The sequence below is a fragment of the Paracoccus jiaweipingae genome (assembly GCF_044335505.1).
Taxonomy (GTDB): Bacteria; Pseudomonadota; Alphaproteobacteria; order Rhodobacterales; family Rhodobacteraceae; genus Paracoccus.
The window spans coordinates 465,005-483,689 of sequence record NZ_JBISBS010000001.1 but is presented as its reverse complement, the minus strand read 5'-3'; the positions used below and the strand labels follow the sequence as shown (position 1 = coordinate 483,689).

The following is an 18,685-nucleotide window of genomic DNA, read 5'->3' as shown; positions in this document are numbered from 1 at the left end:
GCGCGGCGGTGCTAGAGGTGCCGGACACACCCACCGAACAGGAGAAACCGCCATGGAAATCGGCGCCAATGTTCCGCAAGTGACCTTCCAGACCCGCGTCCGCGACGAATCGGTCGGCGGTCCCAACCCCTTCCGCTGGCAGCCTGTGACCACGGATGATTATTTCAAGGGCAAGCGCGTTGTGCTGTTCTCGCTGCCGGGCGCGTTCACGCCGACCTGCTCGACCTATCAGCTGCCGGGCTTTGAAAAGAACGCCGACAAGTTCCGTGAACTGGGCATCGACGAGATCTACTGCCTGTCGGTCAATGACAGCTTCGTGATGAACAAATGGGCCGAGGCGCAGGGCCTGAGCAACGTCAAGGTCATCCCCGACGGCTCGGGCGCGTTCACGGACCAGATGGGTATGCTGGTGCGCAAGGACAATCTGGGCTTTGGCCCGCGCAGCTGGCGCTATGCCGCCGTGGTCAATGATGGCAAGATCGAGGCGTGGTTCGAAGAAGAGGGCCGCTGCGACGACTGCGCCACCGACCCTTACGGCGAATCGTCGCCCGAAACCGTGCTGAAATGGCTGGAAGACAACAAAGCCTGATCGCAACCGCATTTGCGACAGTGGAAAAGGGGCCGCGATGGCCCCTTTTTTCTTATCCGATCAGCGGCGCGCCCTTGCCATAGGTTTCGGCATAGTGGCGTTCCAGCCGCATCAGCGCCAGCTTCAGCACCACCTTGCCCGATCGCGCCGACCAGCCAAGACGGCGTTCGGTCATCTCGATCCCTTCCAGAAAACAACAGACGCGCAGCACGATATCGCCCATCCCCGGCCCCAGTTCACGCAGCGCCGCCGCCACCCGGTCGCGCGCCGCGACCGAACCGCCGCCAAGCCGGGCGCCGTTGCGGCCACTGTCGATGCCGGCGGTCATGAACCCGTCCCAGTTCTGGGTGACGCGCGGCCCCATCTGCGCCAGTTCGTAATCTTCGCGGATGCGTTCGCCGGCGGCGACCAGATCGCGGCCAAGGAACGGCTGGCCATCCGGGCCGCTGCGCCGCGCCAGCAGGCCAAGCGGGCTTTCCGCGACATTGACCCGCATCCGGCGGCGTTTGCCATCCTCGGGGTCGGGCAGGACGCGGTCCTCCCACAGGCGGTGGCGGTCGGCATGGCTGGGGGCGGGGTCGAACCCCGCGGCCTGTTCGGCCACGCCCACCGGGCGGGCATCGGTCAGATCGTCATGGCGCGGAATCGGGCTGCCGGGGCGCGACAGGTTGCGCAGCGCGGCGCGACCGCTGCCGTTCAGCCGATAGCGCGCAATCCGCCCCGACCCCAGCAGGTCGACCCAGCCGCGCAGCACGATGTCCTGCGCCAGCGCCCGTGGCAGGATGGCGGTGCGCAAGTCATCGCGGCTGACAATGGCCTTGTCCATAACCTCGGACAGGGCCAGTTGCGCGCGCGGTTCCGCCAGACGGCGCAGCACCCGCAGCATCGCGGCCTTGTCGCTGCGCTTGCCGGCCTGTGCGATGGCGCGGTCCACCACCGGATCGTCGCGGCGTTGTTCATATTTGCGGATACGGCGCAGCATGGTCGAGGGGTGACAGCCCGCCTCGCGCGCAAGGGCGCGGATCGATTCGCCGCCCTCGACATGGCGCAGATACAATTTCGCGTCCTCGGCTGCGGCCAGCGCCTGATCGGTCGCCGCCGGGTCCTGCGGGACGCAATCCCCCTGGTCGGGGCGCGCGGTTTCGACAGGGGTTTGGGTGGCGAAATCCGTGGGCAGCAAGCTCATCATCAGTCCTTTTGATCCTGAAAGACGATTCGGCTGGGGCGCGAATCATCCTTGGGTTGTTTTGCCGAACCGGCTGAACCGGGATTCGGCGGTGATGTGCTTACCTTTCGCTAATAATCCTTAACGAATCCTTGCCTGACCGCGCGCTGTTTACCGGATTCCGCAACACCCGCAAAGGTTGTGCCATTCTGTCAGCCGAATCATCTGACCCGAGGCTGCCATGACCTGTCACATTCCCAATATCATCGCCTTTCCGCTGACCAGCCGCGCATTGGGGGCCGCTGAACCGGCCCAAAAGCTGCGCCGCCCGCGCAGCCTGATCCGGGCCGCGCAGGCCGGACAGTCGCTGTGGAAACGCGGGCGCGACCTGCCCCGGCTGCTGCGCTGCGAGGCCCTGCCCGGACATGACACGGCGCTGGCGCTGTTACATCAGGCCGAATCAGCCCAGAACGCCGCCCGGCTGGCGCGGCGCCCCGATTACGACATGCACCGGCATGTGTTGCTGATGGTGGCGATTCTGGCGGAAATGCGTGCTCAGCGGGCGCGGAACAGCGACCCCAGCACCCCGCGCACCAGTGCCCGCCCGGCCTGAGTCCCCACCTGACGCGCCAGACTTTTGCCAAAGGCCTCGGCGATGCTGTCGCTGCGGCTGGCGGCGCTGCGGCTGGTCTGGCGGCTGCCGGTGCTGGTGCCGGTGCTGGTGCGGCGGGTGTCATCGTCACCGGCGCGGTATCGGCGGCCCTGACGGAAGCCGTCGCCATCCATCTGGAACAAATCGTCATCCGCGGCGGCTTTTTCGGCCTGCCGGGCGGCATCGGCGGCGCGTGCCGCCAGCATTTCGCGCGCCGATTCGCGATCGACCGTCTGGTCGTATTTCAGCCCCATCCCGGATGCCGCCATAATCGCCGCCCGTTCCGCCGCGCTGACCGGTCCCAGCTGTGACTGCGGTGGCCGGATCAGCGTGCGGCGCACCATCCCCGGCACACCCTTGGCTTCCAGAAACGAGGTCACGGCCTCGCCGGTGCCGACATGCTGGATGGCCTCGGCGGTGTCGAAACCGGGATTGGCGCGGTAATTTTCGGCGGCCTGCCGCAGCGCCTTCTGGTCTTTGGCGGTAAAGGCGCGCAGCGCGTGCTGAACACGATTGCCCAACTGGCCCAGAACCGAATCGGGCACATCGGCGGGGTTCTGGGTCACGAACCAGATGCTGACCCCTTTCGACCGGATCAGCCGCGCCACCTGTTCGACCTTGTCGATCAGCGCCGCCGGGGCATCGTCGAACAACAGATGCGCCTCGTCGAAAAAGAACGCCACGCGGGGTTTGTCGGGGTCGCCCACCTCGGGCAGTTGCTCGAACAGTTCCGACAGCAGCCACAACAGGAAGGTGGCGTAAAGGCGCGGCGCGTTCATCAGCTTGTCCGCCGCCAGCACATTGATCACGCCCTTGCCGCCCGCGTCCTGGCGGATGATGTCGGACAGCGCCAGCGCCGGTTCGCCAAACAGCCGGTCGCCGCCCTGATTTTCCAAGACCAGCAACCGCCGCTGGATCGCCCCCACCGATGCGGTCGAGACATTGCCGTATTTCAGCGACAGATCCTTCGCGTTCTGCCCCACCCAGACCAGCATCGCCTGAAGGTCGGCCAGATCCAGCAGCGCAAGCCCCTGTTCATCCGCGACACGGAAGGCGATGTTCATCACCCCTTCCTGTGCTTCGGTCAGTTCCAGCAGCCGCGACAGCAACAGCGGCCCCATCTCGGCCGGGGTGGTGCGCACGGGATGGCCCTGTTCGCCCCAGATATCCCAGAAAGTGACCGGATAGCGGTCATAGCGCAGGTCGAACCCGATCTTTTCCGCGCGCTGGCTGAAGGGCTGATGCAGTTTGGCATCCGCACTGCCGGGTTTGGCGATGCCCGACAGATCGCCCTTCACATCGGCCATGAACACCGGCACCCCCGCGTCCGAGAACGATTCGGCCAGCGTTTGCAGGGTCACGGTCTTGCCGGTGCCGGTCGCCCCCGCGATCAGCCCGTGCCGGTTGGCATATTTCAGCAGCAGGTGCTGGGGTTCGGCATAATCCGCCCCGCCGCCGCCCACAAACACCACGCCCTGTTCCAGATCGACCGTTTTCATCCCTGACCACCCCCGTTTTTCCTGCCCGGCCAATCCGCTGGCCGCTGTCGCTGTCTGCGTTACTGCCATGACAGGCGCCACCGGCCAAGGGCCATGACTGCGCGCGTCAACATGCCCCGTCGCAGGGATCTGTCGGTTTTGTGAAAATGGTTGACCGTTGAACCATCCCCCGCTAGCCTGACGCCCAATGATGACCGGCCAGTCCGGCAGGGTAGGAGTGAAAAGGGTCGCGGATCACGCGGCCCTTTTCCGTTTGCCCCGCAAAACATGCCGTTTCCTGCACATATTCACCCCCCGGTGGGCCGGGATCAGGCGCGGCTGCGTCTGGCGCGGGTGGCGGCGCGAATGGCGCAGGCAAATACCGCCCCGCAGCGGCTTTCACCCATCCGCCCGCGCCCCGGCCCGCCGCGGCCGCAAATCGGGCCTTGCCTTTTGACCGGGGAACGCGCCACCTTCCCGATACGTTGAACGGCCAAGGCCTGACAGCCGGGCCTTGCCGTGCTATTCCGGCACCGGACTGACATTCAAAGGAACGCTTCACATGGCAGCCAAGACTTCTTCGGCCCTTCTTGCCGCGATTTTCACCATTACCGGCCCCGCCGGTTTCGCGCTGGCGCAGGACGCCACGCCCCCGGCCCCGGCGGCAGATGCCGCAACCGACACCACCGCCCCTGCTGCCGAAGCCAAGGATGCGGCGGATGCCGCGACCAAAGCCGCCGATGCGGCCAATGACGCCGCCAAAGCCGCCAGCGACGCAGCGGCGGCGGACGCCCCCGCAGCGGATGCCCCCGCCGCAGACGCCCCCGCGACCCCGGCGGCGGATGCCCCGGCAGCGGCCAAGGATGACGCGCCGCAGACCGGCACCTATTACGCCAAGGAAACCTTTGGCGACTGGACCCTGCGCTGCATCAAGACCGCCGAGGGTCACGACCCGTGCGAGCTGTATCAGCTGATGAAGGACGACAAGGGCACTGCCGTGGCCGAGGCAACGCTGATCCCGCTGTTCGGCGGCGGCAAGGCCGTGGCTGGCGCGACGCTGGTGGCGCCGCTGGAAACCGACCTGCTGCATGGCATCGCGGTTCAGGTCGATGCGGGCAAGAAACGCGGCTATCCGTTCAATTTCTGCGCGCCGGTCGGCTGTGTGGCGCGGATGGGCTTTACCGCGGACGAGCTGGCGCAGCTTAAGCGCGGCAACAAGGCCACCGTCAGCCTGCTGCCCTATGGCGCCCCGGAAGCCGAGATGTTCAACCTGAACCTGTCGCTGAAAGGCTTTACCGCCGGTTATGACGAGCTGAGCAAGATCGCGAAAGAGCTTCAGGCCGCCGCCGAAGCCGCCCGCAAGGACGCACCCGCCGCCGATGCGGCCAAGCCCGCCAACTGATCGCGTCAGCTAACCGACCCGATGATTGCGAAAGGCCCGCCAATGGCGGGCCTTTTTCGGGCGTAATGCTTTTTCGGGGCTAATGTGCCCCCCCGACGGCCCCGGCGTTACGCGCGCGAACCGCCCGCGCCTTCAGACCCGGCGCAGCGCGATCACCGCGTTCAGCCCGCCAAAGGCAAAGGCGTTGGACAGAACCACATCGACGCGGGCCTCGCGCGCGGTGTTGGGGACCACGTCCAGCGCGCATTCGGGGTCGGGTTCCTCGTATCCGATGGTGGGGGCGATCACGCCATCGCGCAGTGCCATGATACAGGCCAGCAATTCCACCGCGCCGGTGCCGCCGATCAGATGCCCGTGCATCGACTTGGTCGAGGACATCATCAGCCGGTCGGCATGTGGCCCGAAAGCATGGGCCACGGCGGCGCATTCGGTCTTGTCATTGGCCGCCGTGCCGGTGCCATGCGCGTTGATATAGCCGACCTGATCGGGGTTCAGCCGCGCATCCTGCATCGCGCCGGTAATGGCGCGTTCGGCCCCCTGCGCGCTTGGCATCACGATGTCCTGCGCGTCTGATGACATGGCAAAGCCCACCACCTCGGCCAGAATATCGGCGCCACGGGCGACAGCGTGGTCATAATCCTCGAAGACGAACACGCCCGCGCCCTCGCCCTGAACCATGCCGTTGCGATTGGCGCTGAACGGGCGGCAGGCGTCGCGTGACATCACCCGCAGCCCCTCCCATGCCTTGATGCCGCCAAAGCACAGCATCGCCTCGGACCCGCCGGCCAGCATGACCCGCGCAGCCCCGGACCGAACCATCTGGAAAGCCAGACCCATCGCATGGTTGGAACTGGCGCAGGCGGTGGCCACGGTAAAGGACGGGCCGCGCAGGCCAAATTCCATGCTGACATGGCTGGCGGCGGCATTGTTCATCAGCCGGGGCACGACGAAGGGATGAACGCGGTTCTTTCCCTCTTCGTAAACGGTGCGGTAATTGTCGTCCCAGGTGTTCACGCCGCCGCCTGCCGTCCCCAGCACGACGCCCGAACACAGCCCCAGCTCACCTGCAAAGGACAGGCCCGACTGCGCCACGGCCTGTTTGGCGGCCAGCAGGGTGAACTGGGTGAATTTGTCATACAGGACGCATTGCTGGCGGTTGAAATGGTCCTCGGGGGTCCAGTCATGCACCTGCCCGCCAATGCGAATCCCCAGCCGGTCGACATCGCGGATATCCAGATCGGTGATACCACAGCGCCCCTCGCGGAAGGCGGCCAGCGTATCGGCCACATTGCGCCCCAGCGCGTTGATGGTGCCCGCGCCCGTAATCGCCACCCGGCGCAGCCCCGACGGCCCCTGCGGCACCGGCGCGACATAGGCCGGCGCGGCGGGCGGGGTGCCCCTTGCAGGCTGTGACGCCGCAGGCCCGTCCACGATCCTGCCCCCGGTTTCGGGCGCCTGCATCCGCCGCCGGGTCTTGGCGGGTTTATCCGCCTTGCCCGGCTTGTCGGCCTTGACCTTCTTGGGTGCCATCAGGTCTTTTCCGCGATCAGTTTTTCGACTGCGGCAATGATCGCGCCCATGCTGGAAATGTCGAAATCCGACTGGTCCGGTTCATTGGCATTGAACGGGATCGAGATGTCGAATTCCTCCTCGATGGCGAAAATCGATTCGACCAGCCCAAGGCTGTCGATGCCCAATTCCTCGGGGGTGGCGGTATCGGTGATCTGATCGGGTTCCAGCATCGCCTGTTCGGCAATGATCGCTTTGATACGGGTCTTTACGTCTTGTGTCATGGCTGCCTCCGCTCAGGCCTTTTCCATCAGTTTTGTAACAGTTTCCTGAAGCTTCGCCACCTGATCGAACAAACGCGGCAAACGGCGGATGTTTTTCTGTGCGGTGACGTGGGTTTCCATCCTGGTGGCGGGGCTGCCCAGAATGACCCGCCCGGCGGGGACATTGGTAAAGATCTTGGTCCCGCCACCGGCGATCACGTCATCACCGATAAAGATATTGTCGCTGGCGCCGCATTGCCCGCCCAGAACCACCCGGTCGCCAACGCGGGTCGATCCCGCAATGCCGGTCTGACCCGCGAACAGGCAGTCGCGCCCGATTTCGACATTATGGGCGATGTGGCACAGGTTGTCGATCTTGGTCCCGGCGCCGATGCGGGTTGCCCGCACGGTCCCGCGGTCGATGCAGGCATTGGCGCCGATTTCGACGTCATCCCCGATCTCGACCCCGCCAAGGCTGTGAATGCGGTGCCAGCTTTGCTGCGTGATCGTGTCGCGCTGGCCAAGGCTGTGGCGGATCTGTTCGACGCCCGATTCCTCGGGGGTGACAAAGGAAAACCCGTCGCTGCCAATCACCGCCCCCTGATTGACCCAGACCCGGTCGCCCAGACGCACGCCATGGGCCAGCCGCGCCCCGGTCATCAGCGTCACATCGCGCCCGATCCGGGTGTCGCGCCCGATGCTGACATGCGCCGCGATCCGCGCGCCCGCGCCGATCCGCACCCCTGTGCCGATGACCGCAAGCGGCCCGATCAGCGCGCCTTCACCGATCTGCGCGTCATCCGCGATCACCGCCGAAGGGTGGACCCCCGCCGCCACCCCGAAATCGGCACCGGGGTCGAAGGCACGGGTCAGCCCCGACATCACCAGACGCGGGCGCGGGGCAAAAATGGCGGCGCGCAGGCCATATGCCTGAGGGTCCATGCCCGGCGCCAGAATCGCCACCGCGCCGGGCCGCAGCGCCTGCGCGTATTTGGGCGCCATGGCCAGCGCGATCTGGTCATCGGTGGCGGCGGCGGGTTCCGCCGCGCCGCTGACGCGCAACGCCGTGTCGCCCCAGCTTTCAGCCCCCAATGCGCGGGCCAGTTCGGCAATCGTGATGGTCATGGATGCACCCCTTTCAGGATGCAGACTTAACCTTCCGCATCCCCGCTTTCCAGCCCGGCGCGCAGCAGCCCGTTCCAGACCGCCGCGTCGCGGCCGTAAATATCGGCATAATGCCGGATGCGGCCGGTCTGGTCCGGCAGGGCGGTAAAATAGACCAGATGCACCGGCACCGGCGGTTCCAGCTTCAGCCAGCGCTCGTCGCCGCTGGCGCGGGCGCGATCGAACAGTCCGCGCGGGTCGTCGCTTTGTGGCGAAAGCAGCGCCGTTGCCAAATCGACCGGGTCACCGACCCGCACGCAGCCATGCGAATAGGCGCGGCGGGCATTGGCGAACAGATGCTTGGTCGGCGTGTCGTGCAGATAGATGTTCCACGGATTGGGAAAGATGAATTTCACGACCCCCAGCGCATTGTCATCGCTGGGTTTCTGCCGCATCCGATAGGGAAAGCTTGATGCCGTATACTGGCCGAAATTGATCTGGCCGCGCGGCACCACCCGGCCCCGGCTGTCGACCACATCCAGATGGCTGACCGCGTTGGGGTTCTTTTGCAGGCGCGGCAGATATTCCTTGACGGTGATCGAGCGCGGCACATTCCAGCGCGGATTGACCACCACGAATTCCATCTGATCCGAAAATTCGGGCGTGTGAAATTCGTTATTGGCCTTTCCGACCACCACGCGGGTCTGGAACAGGCGCTGCCCGTCCTGACGGATCTCGGCGGTGTATTCGGGGATGTTCACCCAGACATGGCGCGCGTTCAGATCCTGATCGCCAAGCCAGCGCATCCGTTCCAGCGCAATCAGAATGTCGCGCTTATGCGGGCCAAAGCCGCCATTCAGCCGCCGCGCCGTCTGCGGCCCGCTGACGCCATCCGCCGTCAGCCCGGCACGGGTCTGATAGGCGCGCACCGCATCGGCCAGCGGCTGGTCATACAGCTGCGGGTCGGCGCTGTCGGCGGCAAAGCCGATACTGGCCAGACGCGCCCGCAGATCGGCCACCCCCGGCCCGCGCTGGCCGGGGCGCAGCACCACCTCGGGGGCCTTGGGCGCATCCGGCGGGGCGATCAGGTCGGACCCGCCCCCCAGCGCCTTTTGCAGCATCGCATAGCGCGGGTCGCGCGGCCCCAGCCCGGCCAGATAGGCGACCGGGTCGGGCGCCTTCAGGAACCGGTCCAGCACCTGGGTCAGCGGCGGGCGGGTGACCTTGCGCTTGATGTCGGGGGCCAGCGTGGACGGGTCCAGCAGCCCCCCGGTCAGGTCGCGCACCCACAGCGCCGCGACACGCGCGGTCTGTAATTCGGCCTGCGCGCGGGCGACCGGGTCGCTGCCCTGCGCCGCAGCATCGCCCGCCGGCAGGGCATAGCGCGCGGGCGGCAGGCCATGTTCAGCGGCATGGGCCACCGCATCGGCCAGCGCCTGACGCCGCGCCGCGCCCGTGTCACCGGCAAAAACCGGGGTCAGACCATTGCTGCCGTAAAAGCCCGCCAGACCGGGGTCGGTCGCCACGGCCTCGGCCAGCGCCCATTCGAAATCGGTGAACTCCAGCCGGGGGGCGGCCACGCCCTGCCCCGGCGCGGCTGTCTGTGCCCAGGCGGGCGCCAGCAGGGTCAGCCCCGCGATCAGACCCGCGACCGGAATCGCCGCGAATCGCCTGCCTGTCTGCCGGGCAAAACCGGTGCCGGAAAAGGGTGTCATGCCTGCATCGTCCGTTGTTCTTATGCTTTGACGCAGATTCGCACGGTCCGCAGGCTGCGTAAAGTTCGGGCAGGGAAAAGCGACAATTTGCGCCTTGACGCGTAGCCCCCGTGCCACAGCCACGAAATTTTCCTGACCACAGCGTTCAGACCGGCAAGATTCCGCCCATGATGGCAAAGTTCCGCCATGGCGGGAACTATTTCCGTGCATCACCTGGCGCTTGGTGACACAATCTTAACGAGTTCGGGATATACCGGGCCAGCCGCAGGAAGCGGCAAGAACAATAGCAGGACAGGCGATCCGACATGACAATCGACATTTCCCGCCGCGGCCTTCTGGGTATCTTTGCGGCGACCACCGTGGCAGCGGCCCCCGTCTCGGCGAATGCTTTCGGTATTCTGCGCGGGGCCGGCGATCTGCGCCGCATCTCGATGTATAATGGCCGCACCGGTGAAAGCCTCGACACCGTTTACTGGGTCGATGGCAAATATATCCGCGAGGCCCTGAACGAGATCAATTATTTCATGCGCGACTGGCGCACCGGCCAGATCAAGGGCATCGACCCGCGCACCATCGACATTGCCGCCGCCTCGCACCGGCTGCTGCGCACCAATGAACCCTATATGATGCTGTCGGGCTATCGCTCGCCCAAAACCAATGCCATGCTGCGCTCGCGCTCCAGCGGGGTTGCGCGCAACTCGCTGCATATGCAGGGCAAGGCGGCGGATCTGCGGCTGAAATCGCGCTCGGTCAACCAGATGTACAAGGCGGCGATGGCCTGCAATGGCGGCGGCGTCGGCAAATACTCGCGCTCGAACTTCGTGCATATGGATTGCGGCCCGATCCGCCACTGGGGCGGCTGACCGCCCGCCCATGCCGCCGTTCACGCGTCGAAAAACCCGCTTCCGGCGGGTTTTTTCGTGCCGGTTCACGGCCCTGACACCACAGCCCGTTTACGGCATGTCCGGTTTGGTCTATCGCTGGTTGCGCGACCATGACAGGTTTTGCGATGACAGACCCCGCGATGTTCTATCCCCTCGCCAGCCCGACCTGGGATCAGGCCGAAGATCAGGCGATCCGCCGGGTTCTGGCCAGTGGCCGCCACACCATGGGCCCCGAGGTCCGCGCCTTCGAGGAGGCTTTTGCCGCCCATACCGACAGCCCCTTTGCCGTGATGGCCTCATCCGGATCGGCCGCCAATCTGCTGGCGCTGGCGGGCTGTTTCTGGCACCCCGATCTTGGCTGGCGTCAGGGCGATGACATCATCGTTCCCGCGGTCAGCTGGTCCACCACCTATTTCCCGGTCACCCAGCTGGGGCTGCGCCTGCGCTTTGTCGATATCGACCCGCAGACGCTGAATATCGACCCCGATCAGGTGCAGGCCGCGATAACCCCGCGCACCCGCGCCGTTTTCGCCGTCAACCTGCTTGGCAACCCTGCCGACCTGACCCGCCTGCGCCGGATCTGTGACGATGCGGGCATCCTGCTGGTGGAAGATAACTGCGAATCCATGGGCGCGCGGCTGGAGGGGCGCGCGGCGGGCACTTTCGGGATGTTTGGCACCTTCTCGTCCTTCTTTTCGCACCATATCTGCACGATGGAAGGCGGCATGGTCACCACCCCCGACCGCCGCCTGCGCGACACCATGCTGTCGCTGCGCGCGCATGGCTGGACGCGTGATCTGCCCGCCGACACCCATCTGCCGCTGGACCCGGACCCGTTCCTGCGCCAGTTCCGCTTTGTCCTGCCCGGCTATAACCTGCGCCCGCTAGAGCTGGAGGGCGCGCTGGGGCAATCGCAGCTGGCCAGGCTGGACAGCTTTGTCGCACAGCGGCGGGCCAATGCCAGCCTGTTTTGCGACCTGTTTCGCGACTGCCCCGATGTCACCATCCAGCGCCAGACCGGCGAATCGTCGTGGTTCGGCTTTGCCCTGACCCTGCGCGACCGGCTGGACGGGCGGCGCCCGGCGCTGGTGCGGGCGCTGGCGGCGGCGGGCATTGACAGCCGCCCCATCGTGGCGGGTAATTTTCTGGCCAACCCGGTGATCGCCAAGCTGGATCACAGCGTTGCAGGCCCGGTGCCGGTGGCGGAAAACATTGACCGAAACGGGCTGTTCACCGGCAATGGCCACCTGCCGCTTGGCCCGCAACTGACCCGCCTGCGCGAGATCGTCGAACAGGTCGCCACCCATGGGGACATGACATGACCAAAACCGCCCTGATCACCGGCGTCACCGGACAGGATGGCGCCTATCTGGCCGAGCTTTTGCTGGCAAAGGGCTATATCGTCCACGGCATCAAGCGGCGATCCTCCAGCTTCAATACCGGGCGCATCGACCACCTTCAGATCGACCCGCACAGCGGCAGCCGCTTTCACCTGCATTACGGCGACATGACCGATGGCAGCGCGCTGATCCGCACCATCGCGGAAATCCGCCCGGACGAGGTTTACAACCTTGCCGCGCAAAGCCATGTCCGCGTCAGCTTTGACATGCCCGAATATACCGCCAATGCCGATGCGCTGGGTCCGCTGCGCCTGCTCGAGGCCGTGCGCCTGACCGGGCTTGCGGACCACACCCGGATCTATCAGGCCTCCAGCTCGGAACTGTATGGCGATGCCCCGGCCCCGCAATCCGAAGACACCCCCTTTCGCCCGCGCAGCCCCTATGCGGCGGCAAAGCTGTATGCCTATTGGATCACGGTGAATTACCGCCAAGCCTATGGCATGTTCGCGGCCAATGGCATCCTGTTCAACCACGAAAGCCCGATCCGCGGCGAGACCTTCGTCACCCGCAAAATCACCCGCGCCGTCGCCGCCATCCGGCTGGGGCTGCAAGAGGTGCTGTATCTTGGCAATATGGACGCCCGCCGCGACTGGGGCCATGCCCGCGATTACGTCGACGGCATGTGGCGCATTCTTCAGCATGACCAGCCCGATGATTTCGTGCTGGCGACCGGCCAGACCCATTCGGTGCGCGATTTCTGCAATGCCGCCTTTGCCGCGCAGGGCATGACGCTGGACTGGCGCGGTCAGGGCGTTGACGAATGCGCCTGCATCGCCGGGACCGACCGCTGCGTGATCCGCATCGACCCGGCCTATTTCCGCCCGACCGAGGTTGACCTGCTGCAAGGCGATGCCGCCAAGGCCCGCCGCCTGTTGGGCTGGCAGCCCCGGCACAGTTTCGACGATCTGGTGCGCGAAATGGTGGCCGAGGATCTGCGCCTGCTGGAAACCGAACGGCTGGCCCGCCGTGCCTATGGGGTGCTGGAATGACGCAACCGCAAACGCCCCCCGCACCCATCACCCCCGTCATCCTGACCGGCGGGTCCGGCACCCGCCTGTGGCCTGCCTCGCGCAAGGCCTTCCCCAAGCAATTCGTCGCCCTGACCGGTCAGGAATCGCTGTTTCAGGCCACCTTGCGCCGCCTGTCCGGCCCCGGTTTCGGCGCGCCGCTGATCCTGACCCATGGCGATTTCCGCTTTATCGTCAGCGACCAGATGGCCGCCACCGGCATCGCCCCCCGCGATATCCTGATCGAGCCAGAGCCACGCAACACCGCCCCCGCCGTTCTGGCCGCCGCGATGGCGGTGGCGGCCGATGACCCGCAGGGACTGGTGCTGATCGCGCCCTCGGACCACCTGATTCGCGATGCGGCGGGGTTCACCGCCACCATCCGCGCCGGCATTCCCGCCGCGCAGGACGGGCGGATTGTCACCTTTGGCATCACCCCGGACCGGGCTGAAACCGGCTATGGCTATCTGCAACCGGCGGGTCCGGGCATTGCGCCGCTGCACCGCTTTGTCGAAAAGCCCGATGCTGCCCACGCCGCGCAGATGCTGAACGATGGCGGGTTTTTGTGGAATGCGGGCATCTTTTTGTTCCGCGCCGATGTGATGATCGACGCCTTTGCCAGCCACGCCCCCGATTACCCCGAACGGGTGCAGGCGGCGCTGGATTACGCGCAGCGCGACCTGAATTTCCTGCGTCTGGCACCGCAGCCATGGGTCGGCCTGCCCGACCTGTCGATCGACTATGCGGTGATGGAACAGGCCGGAAACCTGACCGTCGTGCCTTATGACGGCGACTGGAACGACCTTGGCGGCTGGGATGCCATCTGGCGCGAGGGGCTGGCCCAGACACCCGACCCACGCGGCGTGGTGGCCGGCCCGCACAGCACGGCGCTGGATTGCGACAACACGTTGCTGCGCAGCGACGACCCCGACACCGAAATCGTCGGCATTGGCCTGCGCGATCTGGTGGTGGTGGCCAGCGGCGACGCGGTTCTGGTGGCTGACAAATCGCGCGCGCAACAGGTCCGCACCGCCGTCGCCACGCTGAAGGCTCGCGGCGCGCGGCAGGCCGAACGCTTTGCCCGCGACCACCGGCCCTGGGGCTGGTTCGAAACGCTGGCCATATCCGACCGCTTTCAGGTCAAGCGCATCGTGGTCAAGCCCGGCGGCATCCTGTCCCTGCAAAGCCATATGCACCGGTCCGAACACTGGATCGTGGTCAGCGGCACGGCGCGGGTGACGCTGAATGACGACGTGATGCTGGTGACGGAAAACCAGTCGATCTATATCCCGCTTGGCGCCCGGCACCGGCTGGAAAACCCCGGCAAACTGCCCATGGTGCTGATCGAGGTCCAGACCGGCGCCTATCTGGCCGAAGACGACATCACCCGGTTCGAGGATCTTTATGCCCGCGACTGACCGCCCGGCCCGCGTGGCCCTGACCGGCGGCAGCGGGCTGCTTGGCCGTGCCATCCAGCGCGCGGCGCAAACGCGGACGGACCTGACGCTGCTGGCCCCGACCCGCGCGGAACTGGACCTGTCCAGCCGCCAGCAGGTCGCGGACTGGCTGGCGGAACACCGCATCGACACCGTCATTCACGCCGCCGCGCGGGTCGGCGGCATTCAGGCCAATATCGACGACCCGATCGGCTTTCTGGCCGACAATCTGCGCCTGAACGACGCCACCCTGATGGGCGCGCATCAGGCTGGCATCCGGCGACTGGTATTCATCGCGTCAAGCTGTATCTATCCGCGCGATTACCGCCAGCCCCTGCGCGAAGGCGACCTGCTGGCCGCCCCGCTGGAGCCCACAAATCAGGGCTATGCGCTGGCCAAGATCGCCGGGGCCGACCTGTGCCGCGCGATTTCCACCCAATTTCCCGACCGCGCCTATCGCACGCTGGTGCCGTGCAACCTGTTCGGCCCCGACGACCATTTCGGCAGCCAGGCCAGCCACCTGATCGCCGCCATCCTGACGAAAATCGTGCAGGCCGAACGCAGCAACAGCCCCGAAATCCAGATCTGGGGCAGCGGCACGGCGCGGCGCGAATTCCTGCCCGCCGATGCGCTGGCCGGTTTCATCCTGACAATCCTGCCCGGCCTGCCCCGTTTGCCGCAGATGATGAATACCGGTCAGGGCCGCGACCACAGCGTCAATGACTATTACCGCATGATCGCCCATATCGCGGGTTGGCAGGGCCGCTTCAGCCATGACCTGACCCGCCCCGAGGGTATGGCCCATAAGCTGATCGACAGCAGCCTTGCCCGCCGCCACGGCTGGCAGCCGCCCATCGACCTGCGCCCGGCGCTGACCCTGTCACTGGCCGCCGCGCGCGACAGGCTGTGACCCGCTTCTTCGTTGTCCAAATACCCCAAAGCCGCATCACCACCCGCACGGCGATGCAAAAAGGGCGGCCCCGGCAAGGACCGCCCCGTTTTTCTGGCAACTGCCCCGATCAGTCGATCATCGGCAGCAGCGCATCCACGCTTTTCTTGGCATCGCCATAGAACATGCGGGTATTGTCCTTGAAGAACAGCGGGTTTTCGATCCCCGAATAACCGGTCCCCTGCCCGCGCTTGGACACAAAGACCTGCTTGGCCTTCCACACTTCCAGCACCGGCATTCCGGCGATGGGGCTGTTGGGGTCGTCCTGCGCCGCCGGGTTCACGATGTCATTCGAACCGATGACGATCACCACGTCGGTCTGCGGGAAATCGTCGTTGATCTCGTCCATCTCCAGCACGATGTCATAGGGCACCTTGGCCTCGGCCAGCAGCACGTTCATGTGACCGGGCAGACGCCCCGCGACCGGGTGAATGGCGAAACGCACAGTCTTGCCCGCCGCGCGCAGCTTGCGCACCAGTTCTGACACCGATTGCTGCGCCTGCGCCACCGCCATGCCATAGCCGGGGACGATGACGATGTTGTCCGCCTCGTTCAGGGCAGCGGCCACGCCATCAGCGTCGATGGCGATCTGCTCGCCCTCGACTTCCATCGCGGGGCCGGTGGTGCCACCGAAACCGCCAAGGATCACGCTGATGAAACTGCGGTTCATCGCCTTGCACATGATATAGGACAGGATCGCCCCGCTGGACCCGACCAGTGCACCGACCACGATCAGCAGGTCATTCCCCAGCGTAAAGCCAATCGCCGCGGCGGCCCAACCGGAATAGCTGTTCAGCATCGACACCACGACCGGCATATCGGCCCCGCCAATACCCATGATCAGGTGCCAGCCGATAAAGCCCGCGATGACCGCGATCAGGATCAGCGCCCAGATCCCGGCCCCGGCGCAATAGGCAATGCCCAAAATCAGCGCCAGCGCGGCAGCGCCTGCATTCCACATATGCCCACCGGGCAGCTTGTGCGGCTTGCCGTCAATGCGGCCCGACAGCTTGCCAAAAGCCACGATCGACCCGGTAAAGGTCACCGCACCGATAAAGATGCCCAAAAACACCTCGACCCGCAGCATGGCCAGTTCGGCCGGGGTTTTATGGGCCAGCACGGCGGCAAAGCCGTGAAAGTCATGGACCAGCCCTTCGGCGCGGGCGCGCAGCACGCGGGCCAGCTCGATCTGGGCATTAAAGCCCACGAACACAGCCGCCAGACCGACCAGCGAATGCATCGCGGCGACCAGTTGCGGCATCTCGGTCATCTGCACGCGCTTGGCAATGACCCAGCCCGCAGCACCGCCAATGGCGATCATGATGACCGACAGCCACCAATGCCCGGCCCCCGGCCCCATCAGCGTGGCCAGCACGGCCAGCGCCATGCCGGCAATACCATACCAGACCGCGCGCTTGGCGCTTTCCTGCCCCGACAGTCCACCCAGCGACAGGATGAACAGAATGGCGGCAACCACATAAGCGGCGGTGGTGAATCCGTATTCCATCATCCCCTCCTTACGATTTCTGGAACATGGCCAGCATCCGGCGCGTGACCAGGAAGCCGCCAAAGATATTCACGCCCGCCATCAGCACCGACAGCGCCGCCAGCACGATCACCCAGCCCGAGCCGGACCCGATCTGCATCAGCGCCCCCAGAATGATGATCGAGCTGATCGCGTTCGTCACCGCCATCAGCGGCGTATGCAGCGAATGCGCGACATTCCAGATCACCTGGAAGCCGACAAAGCACGCCAGCACAAACACGATGAAATGGTTCAGAAAGCTGACCGGCGCCACCGCGCCCACCAGCAGCATCAGCACCGCGCCCACGGCCAGCATCGTGACCTGCGACCTGGTCTGTGCCCTGAAATCGGCCATTTCTTTGGCGCGGCGCTCCTCGGGCGTCAGCTCTTTGGGCTTTTCCTTGGGCTTTTGCGCCGCGATGGCCGCGACCTTGGGCGGCGGCGGCGGGAAGGTGATGGCACCGTCATGGGTCACCGTCGCGCCGCGAATGACGTCGTCTTCCATATTGTGGTTAACGATCCCGTCCTTGCCCGGCGTCAGATCGGCGATGAAGTGACGGATATTGTTGCCATACAGCTCGGACGCCTGTGCGCCCATCCGCGACGGAAAATCGGTATAGCCGATGATGACCACGCCGTTATCGGTGACGATGCGCTGGTCTTTCTGGGTCAGTTCGCAATTGCCGCCCTTTTCCGCCGCCAGATCGACGATGACGCTGCCCGGCTTCATCGCCTGCACCATGTCGGCGGTCCACAGCACCGGCGCATCGCGGCCCGGTATCAGCGCCGTGGTGATGACGATGTCCATCTGCGGCGCCAGTTCGCGGAATTTTTCCAGCTGTTTTTCGCGGAATTCAGGGCTGGAGGGCGCGGCATAACCGCCGGTCGCGGCCCCGTCCTGCGTGCCCTGATCGAAATCGAGGAAAACAAATTCCGCGCCCATCGATTCGATCTGTTCGGCAACTTCGGGACGCACGTCAAAGGCATAGACCTGCGCGCCAAGGCTGACCGCCGTACCGATGGCCGCCAGACCGGCAACGCCCGCGCCGACGATCAGCACCTTGGCCGGGGGCACCTTGCCCGCCGCCGTGACCTGACCGGTGAAGAAACGTCCAAAATTATTCGCCGCCTCGATCACCGCGCGATAGCCCGCGATATTGGCCATCGACGACAGCGCATCCATCTTTTGCGCGCGCGAAATGCGCGGCACCATGTCCATCGCAATTGCGGTAATGCCCTGCGCGCGGGCTTTTTCCAGCAGGTCCTTGTTCTGCGCCGGATAGAAATACGAAATCAGCGTCTGGCCGCTGTGCATCCGGTCCAGTTCGGCGGTTTCGGGCGGGCGCACCTTGGCGACAATATCGACCGCATCGGTCAGGGCCTGCGCATCGGCCACGACCTCGACCCCGGCCTTGCGGTATTGGTCATCGGAAAAGCCTGCGGCCACCCCGGCCCCGGACTGGACAAAGGGCTGATGCCCCAGCTTTTGCAAATGAGCCGCCGAGGATGGCGTGATCGCGACCCGCGCTTCACCGTCCTGCGTCTCTGTCAACGCGCCTATCTTCACTGGCAATCCCCCATTGTGAACCTCCGGCAGGGCCGGCGTT

Annotated in this window: 16 protein-coding genes; 8 read left to right on the top strand and 8 right to left on the bottom strand. The window is 65.6% G+C overall.

Annotated elements, in window-relative coordinates:
- Positions 1-52: 52 nt before the first annotated feature.
- Positions 53-589: a peroxiredoxin gene (locus ACFXP9_RS02420; RefSeq protein ID WP_397205595.1), complete on the top strand. Its 537-nt coding sequence runs from the start codon at positions 53-55 to the stop codon at positions 587-589.
- A gap of 52 nt (positions 590-641) precedes the next feature.
- On the opposite strand, the gene ACFXP9_RS02415 is transcribed toward ACFXP9_RS02420, so the two are convergent.
- A complete protein-coding gene (locus ACFXP9_RS02415; RefSeq protein ID WP_397205795.1) occupies positions 642-1,781 on the bottom strand; it encodes a DUF6456 domain-containing protein in 1,140 nt (379 codons plus the stop codon).
- Positions 1,782-1,995: 214 nt separating this feature from the next.
- Here ACFXP9_RS02415 and ACFXP9_RS02410 point away from each other — a divergent pair, with 214 nt between their 5' ends.
- The gene (locus ACFXP9_RS02410; RefSeq protein ID WP_397205597.1) at positions 1,996-2,367 is read left to right on the top strand and encodes a DUF6477 family protein; all 372 of its coding nucleotides are present in this window, start codon (positions 1,996-1,998) and stop codon (positions 2,365-2,367) included.
- On the opposite strand, the gene ACFXP9_RS02405 is transcribed toward ACFXP9_RS02410, so the two are convergent.
- Positions 2,310-3,905, bottom strand: a complete 1,596-nt coding sequence (locus ACFXP9_RS02405) for a helicase HerA-like domain-containing protein (protein ID WP_397205599.1) — start codon at positions 3,903-3,905, stop codon at positions 2,310-2,312. The genes ACFXP9_RS02410 and ACFXP9_RS02405 overlap by 58 nt on opposite strands.
- Before the next feature lie 541 nt (positions 3,906-4,446).
- Here ACFXP9_RS02405 and ACFXP9_RS02400 point away from each other — a divergent pair.
- Complete coding sequence (locus ACFXP9_RS02400; RefSeq protein ID WP_397205600.1) at positions 4,447-5,286, top strand: invasion associated locus B family protein; 840 nt, start codon at positions 4,447-4,449, stop codon at positions 5,284-5,286.
- Between the two features lie 132 nt (positions 5,287-5,418).
- On the opposite strand, the gene ACFXP9_RS02395 is transcribed toward ACFXP9_RS02400, so the two are convergent.
- The 4 genes from ACFXP9_RS02395 to ACFXP9_RS02380 all read right to left on the bottom strand — a co-directional run bounded on the left by ACFXP9_RS02395 (position 5,419) and on the right by ACFXP9_RS02380 (position 9,877).
- Positions 5,419-6,627 (bottom strand): beta-ketoacyl-[acyl-carrier-protein] synthase family protein, encoded by a 1,209-nt coding sequence (locus tag ACFXP9_RS02395; protein WP_397205797.1) that lies wholly within the window; start codon positions 6,625-6,627, stop codon positions 5,419-5,421.
- Between the two features lie 188 nt (positions 6,628-6,815).
- Positions 6,816-7,079: an acyl carrier protein gene (locus ACFXP9_RS02390; protein ID WP_397205602.1), complete on the bottom strand. Its 264-nt coding sequence runs from the start codon at positions 7,077-7,079 to the stop codon at positions 6,816-6,818.
- A 12-nt stretch (positions 7,080-7,091) separates the two neighbouring features.
- Entirely contained in the window at positions 7,092-8,183 is a 1,092-nt protein-coding gene (locus tag ACFXP9_RS02385) for a UDP-3-O-(3-hydroxymyristoyl)glucosamine N-acyltransferase (protein WP_397205604.1), read from the bottom strand.
- Between the two features lie 26 nt (positions 8,184-8,209).
- Complete coding sequence (locus tag ACFXP9_RS02380) at positions 8,210-9,877, bottom strand: L,D-transpeptidase family protein (protein WP_397205605.1); 1,668 nt, start codon at positions 9,875-9,877, stop codon at positions 8,210-8,212.
- Positions 9,878-10,182: 305 nt separating this feature from the next.
- Here ACFXP9_RS02380 and ACFXP9_RS02375 point away from each other — a divergent pair, with 305 nt between their 5' ends.
- The 5 genes from ACFXP9_RS02375 to ACFXP9_RS02355 all read left to right on the top strand — a co-directional run bounded on the left by ACFXP9_RS02375 (position 10,183) and on the right by ACFXP9_RS02355 (position 15,514).
- Positions 10,183-10,740 carry a YcbK family protein gene (locus tag ACFXP9_RS02375; RefSeq protein ID WP_397205607.1) on the top strand — a complete coding sequence of 186 codons (558 nt, stop codon included), beginning with the start codon at positions 10,183-10,185 and terminating at the stop codon, positions 10,738-10,740.
- A 146-nt stretch (positions 10,741-10,886) separates the two neighbouring features.
- Positions 10,887-12,083, top strand: coding sequence for a DegT/DnrJ/EryC1/StrS family aminotransferase (locus ACFXP9_RS02370; RefSeq protein ID WP_397205609.1), 1,197 nt, complete (start codon positions 10,887-10,889; stop codon positions 12,081-12,083).
- Entirely contained in the window at positions 12,080-13,150 is a 1,071-nt protein-coding gene (gene gmd, locus ACFXP9_RS02365) for a GDP-mannose 4,6-dehydratase (RefSeq protein ID WP_397205610.1), read from the top strand. The genes ACFXP9_RS02370 and gmd overlap by 4 nt, the downstream gene beginning before the upstream one ends.
- Entirely contained in the window at positions 13,147-14,586 is a 1,440-nt protein-coding gene (locus tag ACFXP9_RS02360) for a mannose-1-phosphate guanylyltransferase/mannose-6-phosphate isomerase (RefSeq protein WP_397205612.1), read from the top strand. The genes gmd and ACFXP9_RS02360 overlap by 4 nt, the downstream gene beginning before the upstream one ends.
- Positions 14,573-15,514: an NAD-dependent epimerase/dehydratase family protein gene (locus tag ACFXP9_RS02355; protein WP_397205614.1), complete on the top strand. Its 942-nt coding sequence runs from the start codon at positions 14,573-14,575 to the stop codon at positions 15,512-15,514. The genes ACFXP9_RS02360 and ACFXP9_RS02355 overlap by 14 nt, the downstream gene beginning before the upstream one ends.
- A 109-nt stretch (positions 15,515-15,623) precedes the next feature.
- Here ACFXP9_RS02355 and ACFXP9_RS02350 read toward each other — a convergent pair whose 3' ends face one another.
- The gene (locus ACFXP9_RS02350) at positions 15,624-17,060 is read right to left on the bottom strand and encodes an NAD(P)(+) transhydrogenase (Re/Si-specific) subunit beta (RefSeq protein WP_397205616.1); all 1,437 of its coding nucleotides are present in this window, start codon (positions 17,058-17,060) and stop codon (positions 15,624-15,626) included.
- Between the two features lie 10 nt (positions 17,061-17,070).
- Positions 17,071-18,645, bottom strand: coding sequence for a Re/Si-specific NAD(P)(+) transhydrogenase subunit alpha (locus ACFXP9_RS02345; protein WP_397205799.1), 1,575 nt, complete (start codon positions 18,643-18,645; stop codon positions 17,071-17,073).
- Between the last annotated feature and the right edge of the window lie 40 nt (positions 18,646-18,685).

Coding starts and splice junctions, on each gene's coding strand:
- ACFXP9_RS02420 (WP_397205595.1), top strand. CDS start 53: ATGGAAATCGGCGCCAATGTTCCGCAAGTGACCTTCCAGACCCGCGTC.
- ACFXP9_RS02410 (WP_397205597.1), top strand. CDS start 1,996: ATGACCTGTCACATTCCCAATATCATCGCCTTTCCGCTGACCAGCCGC.
- ACFXP9_RS02405 (WP_397205599.1), bottom strand. CDS start 3,905: ATGAAAACGGTCGATCTGGAACAGGGCGTGGTGTTTGTGGGCGGCGGC.
- ACFXP9_RS02400 (WP_397205600.1), top strand. CDS start 4,447: ATGGCAGCCAAGACTTCTTCGGCCCTTCTTGCCGCGATTTTCACCATT.
- ACFXP9_RS02390 (WP_397205602.1), bottom strand. CDS start 7,079: ATGACACAAGACGTAAAGACCCGTATCAAAGCGATCATTGCCGAACAG.
- ACFXP9_RS02385 (WP_397205604.1), bottom strand. CDS start 8,183: ATGACCATCACGATTGCCGAACTGGCCCGCGCATTGGGGGCTGAAAGC.
- ACFXP9_RS02380 (WP_397205605.1), bottom strand. CDS start 9,877: ATGACACCCTTTTCCGGCACCGGTTTTGCCCGGCAGACAGGCAGGCGA.
- ACFXP9_RS02375 (WP_397205607.1), top strand. CDS start 10,183: ATGACAATCGACATTTCCCGCCGCGGCCTTCTGGGTATCTTTGCGGCG.
- ACFXP9_RS02370 (WP_397205609.1), top strand. CDS start 10,887: ATGACAGACCCCGCGATGTTCTATCCCCTCGCCAGCCCGACCTGGGAT.
- gmd (WP_397205610.1), top strand. CDS start 12,080: ATGACCAAAACCGCCCTGATCACCGGCGTCACCGGACAGGATGGCGCC.
- ACFXP9_RS02360 (WP_397205612.1), top strand. CDS start 13,147: ATGACGCAACCGCAAACGCCCCCCGCACCCATCACCCCCGTCATCCTG.
- ACFXP9_RS02355 (WP_397205614.1), top strand. CDS start 14,573: ATGCCCGCGACTGACCGCCCGGCCCGCGTGGCCCTGACCGGCGGCAGC.
- ACFXP9_RS02350 (WP_397205616.1), bottom strand. CDS start 17,060: ATGGAATACGGATTCACCACCGCCGCTTATGTGGTTGCCGCCATTCTG.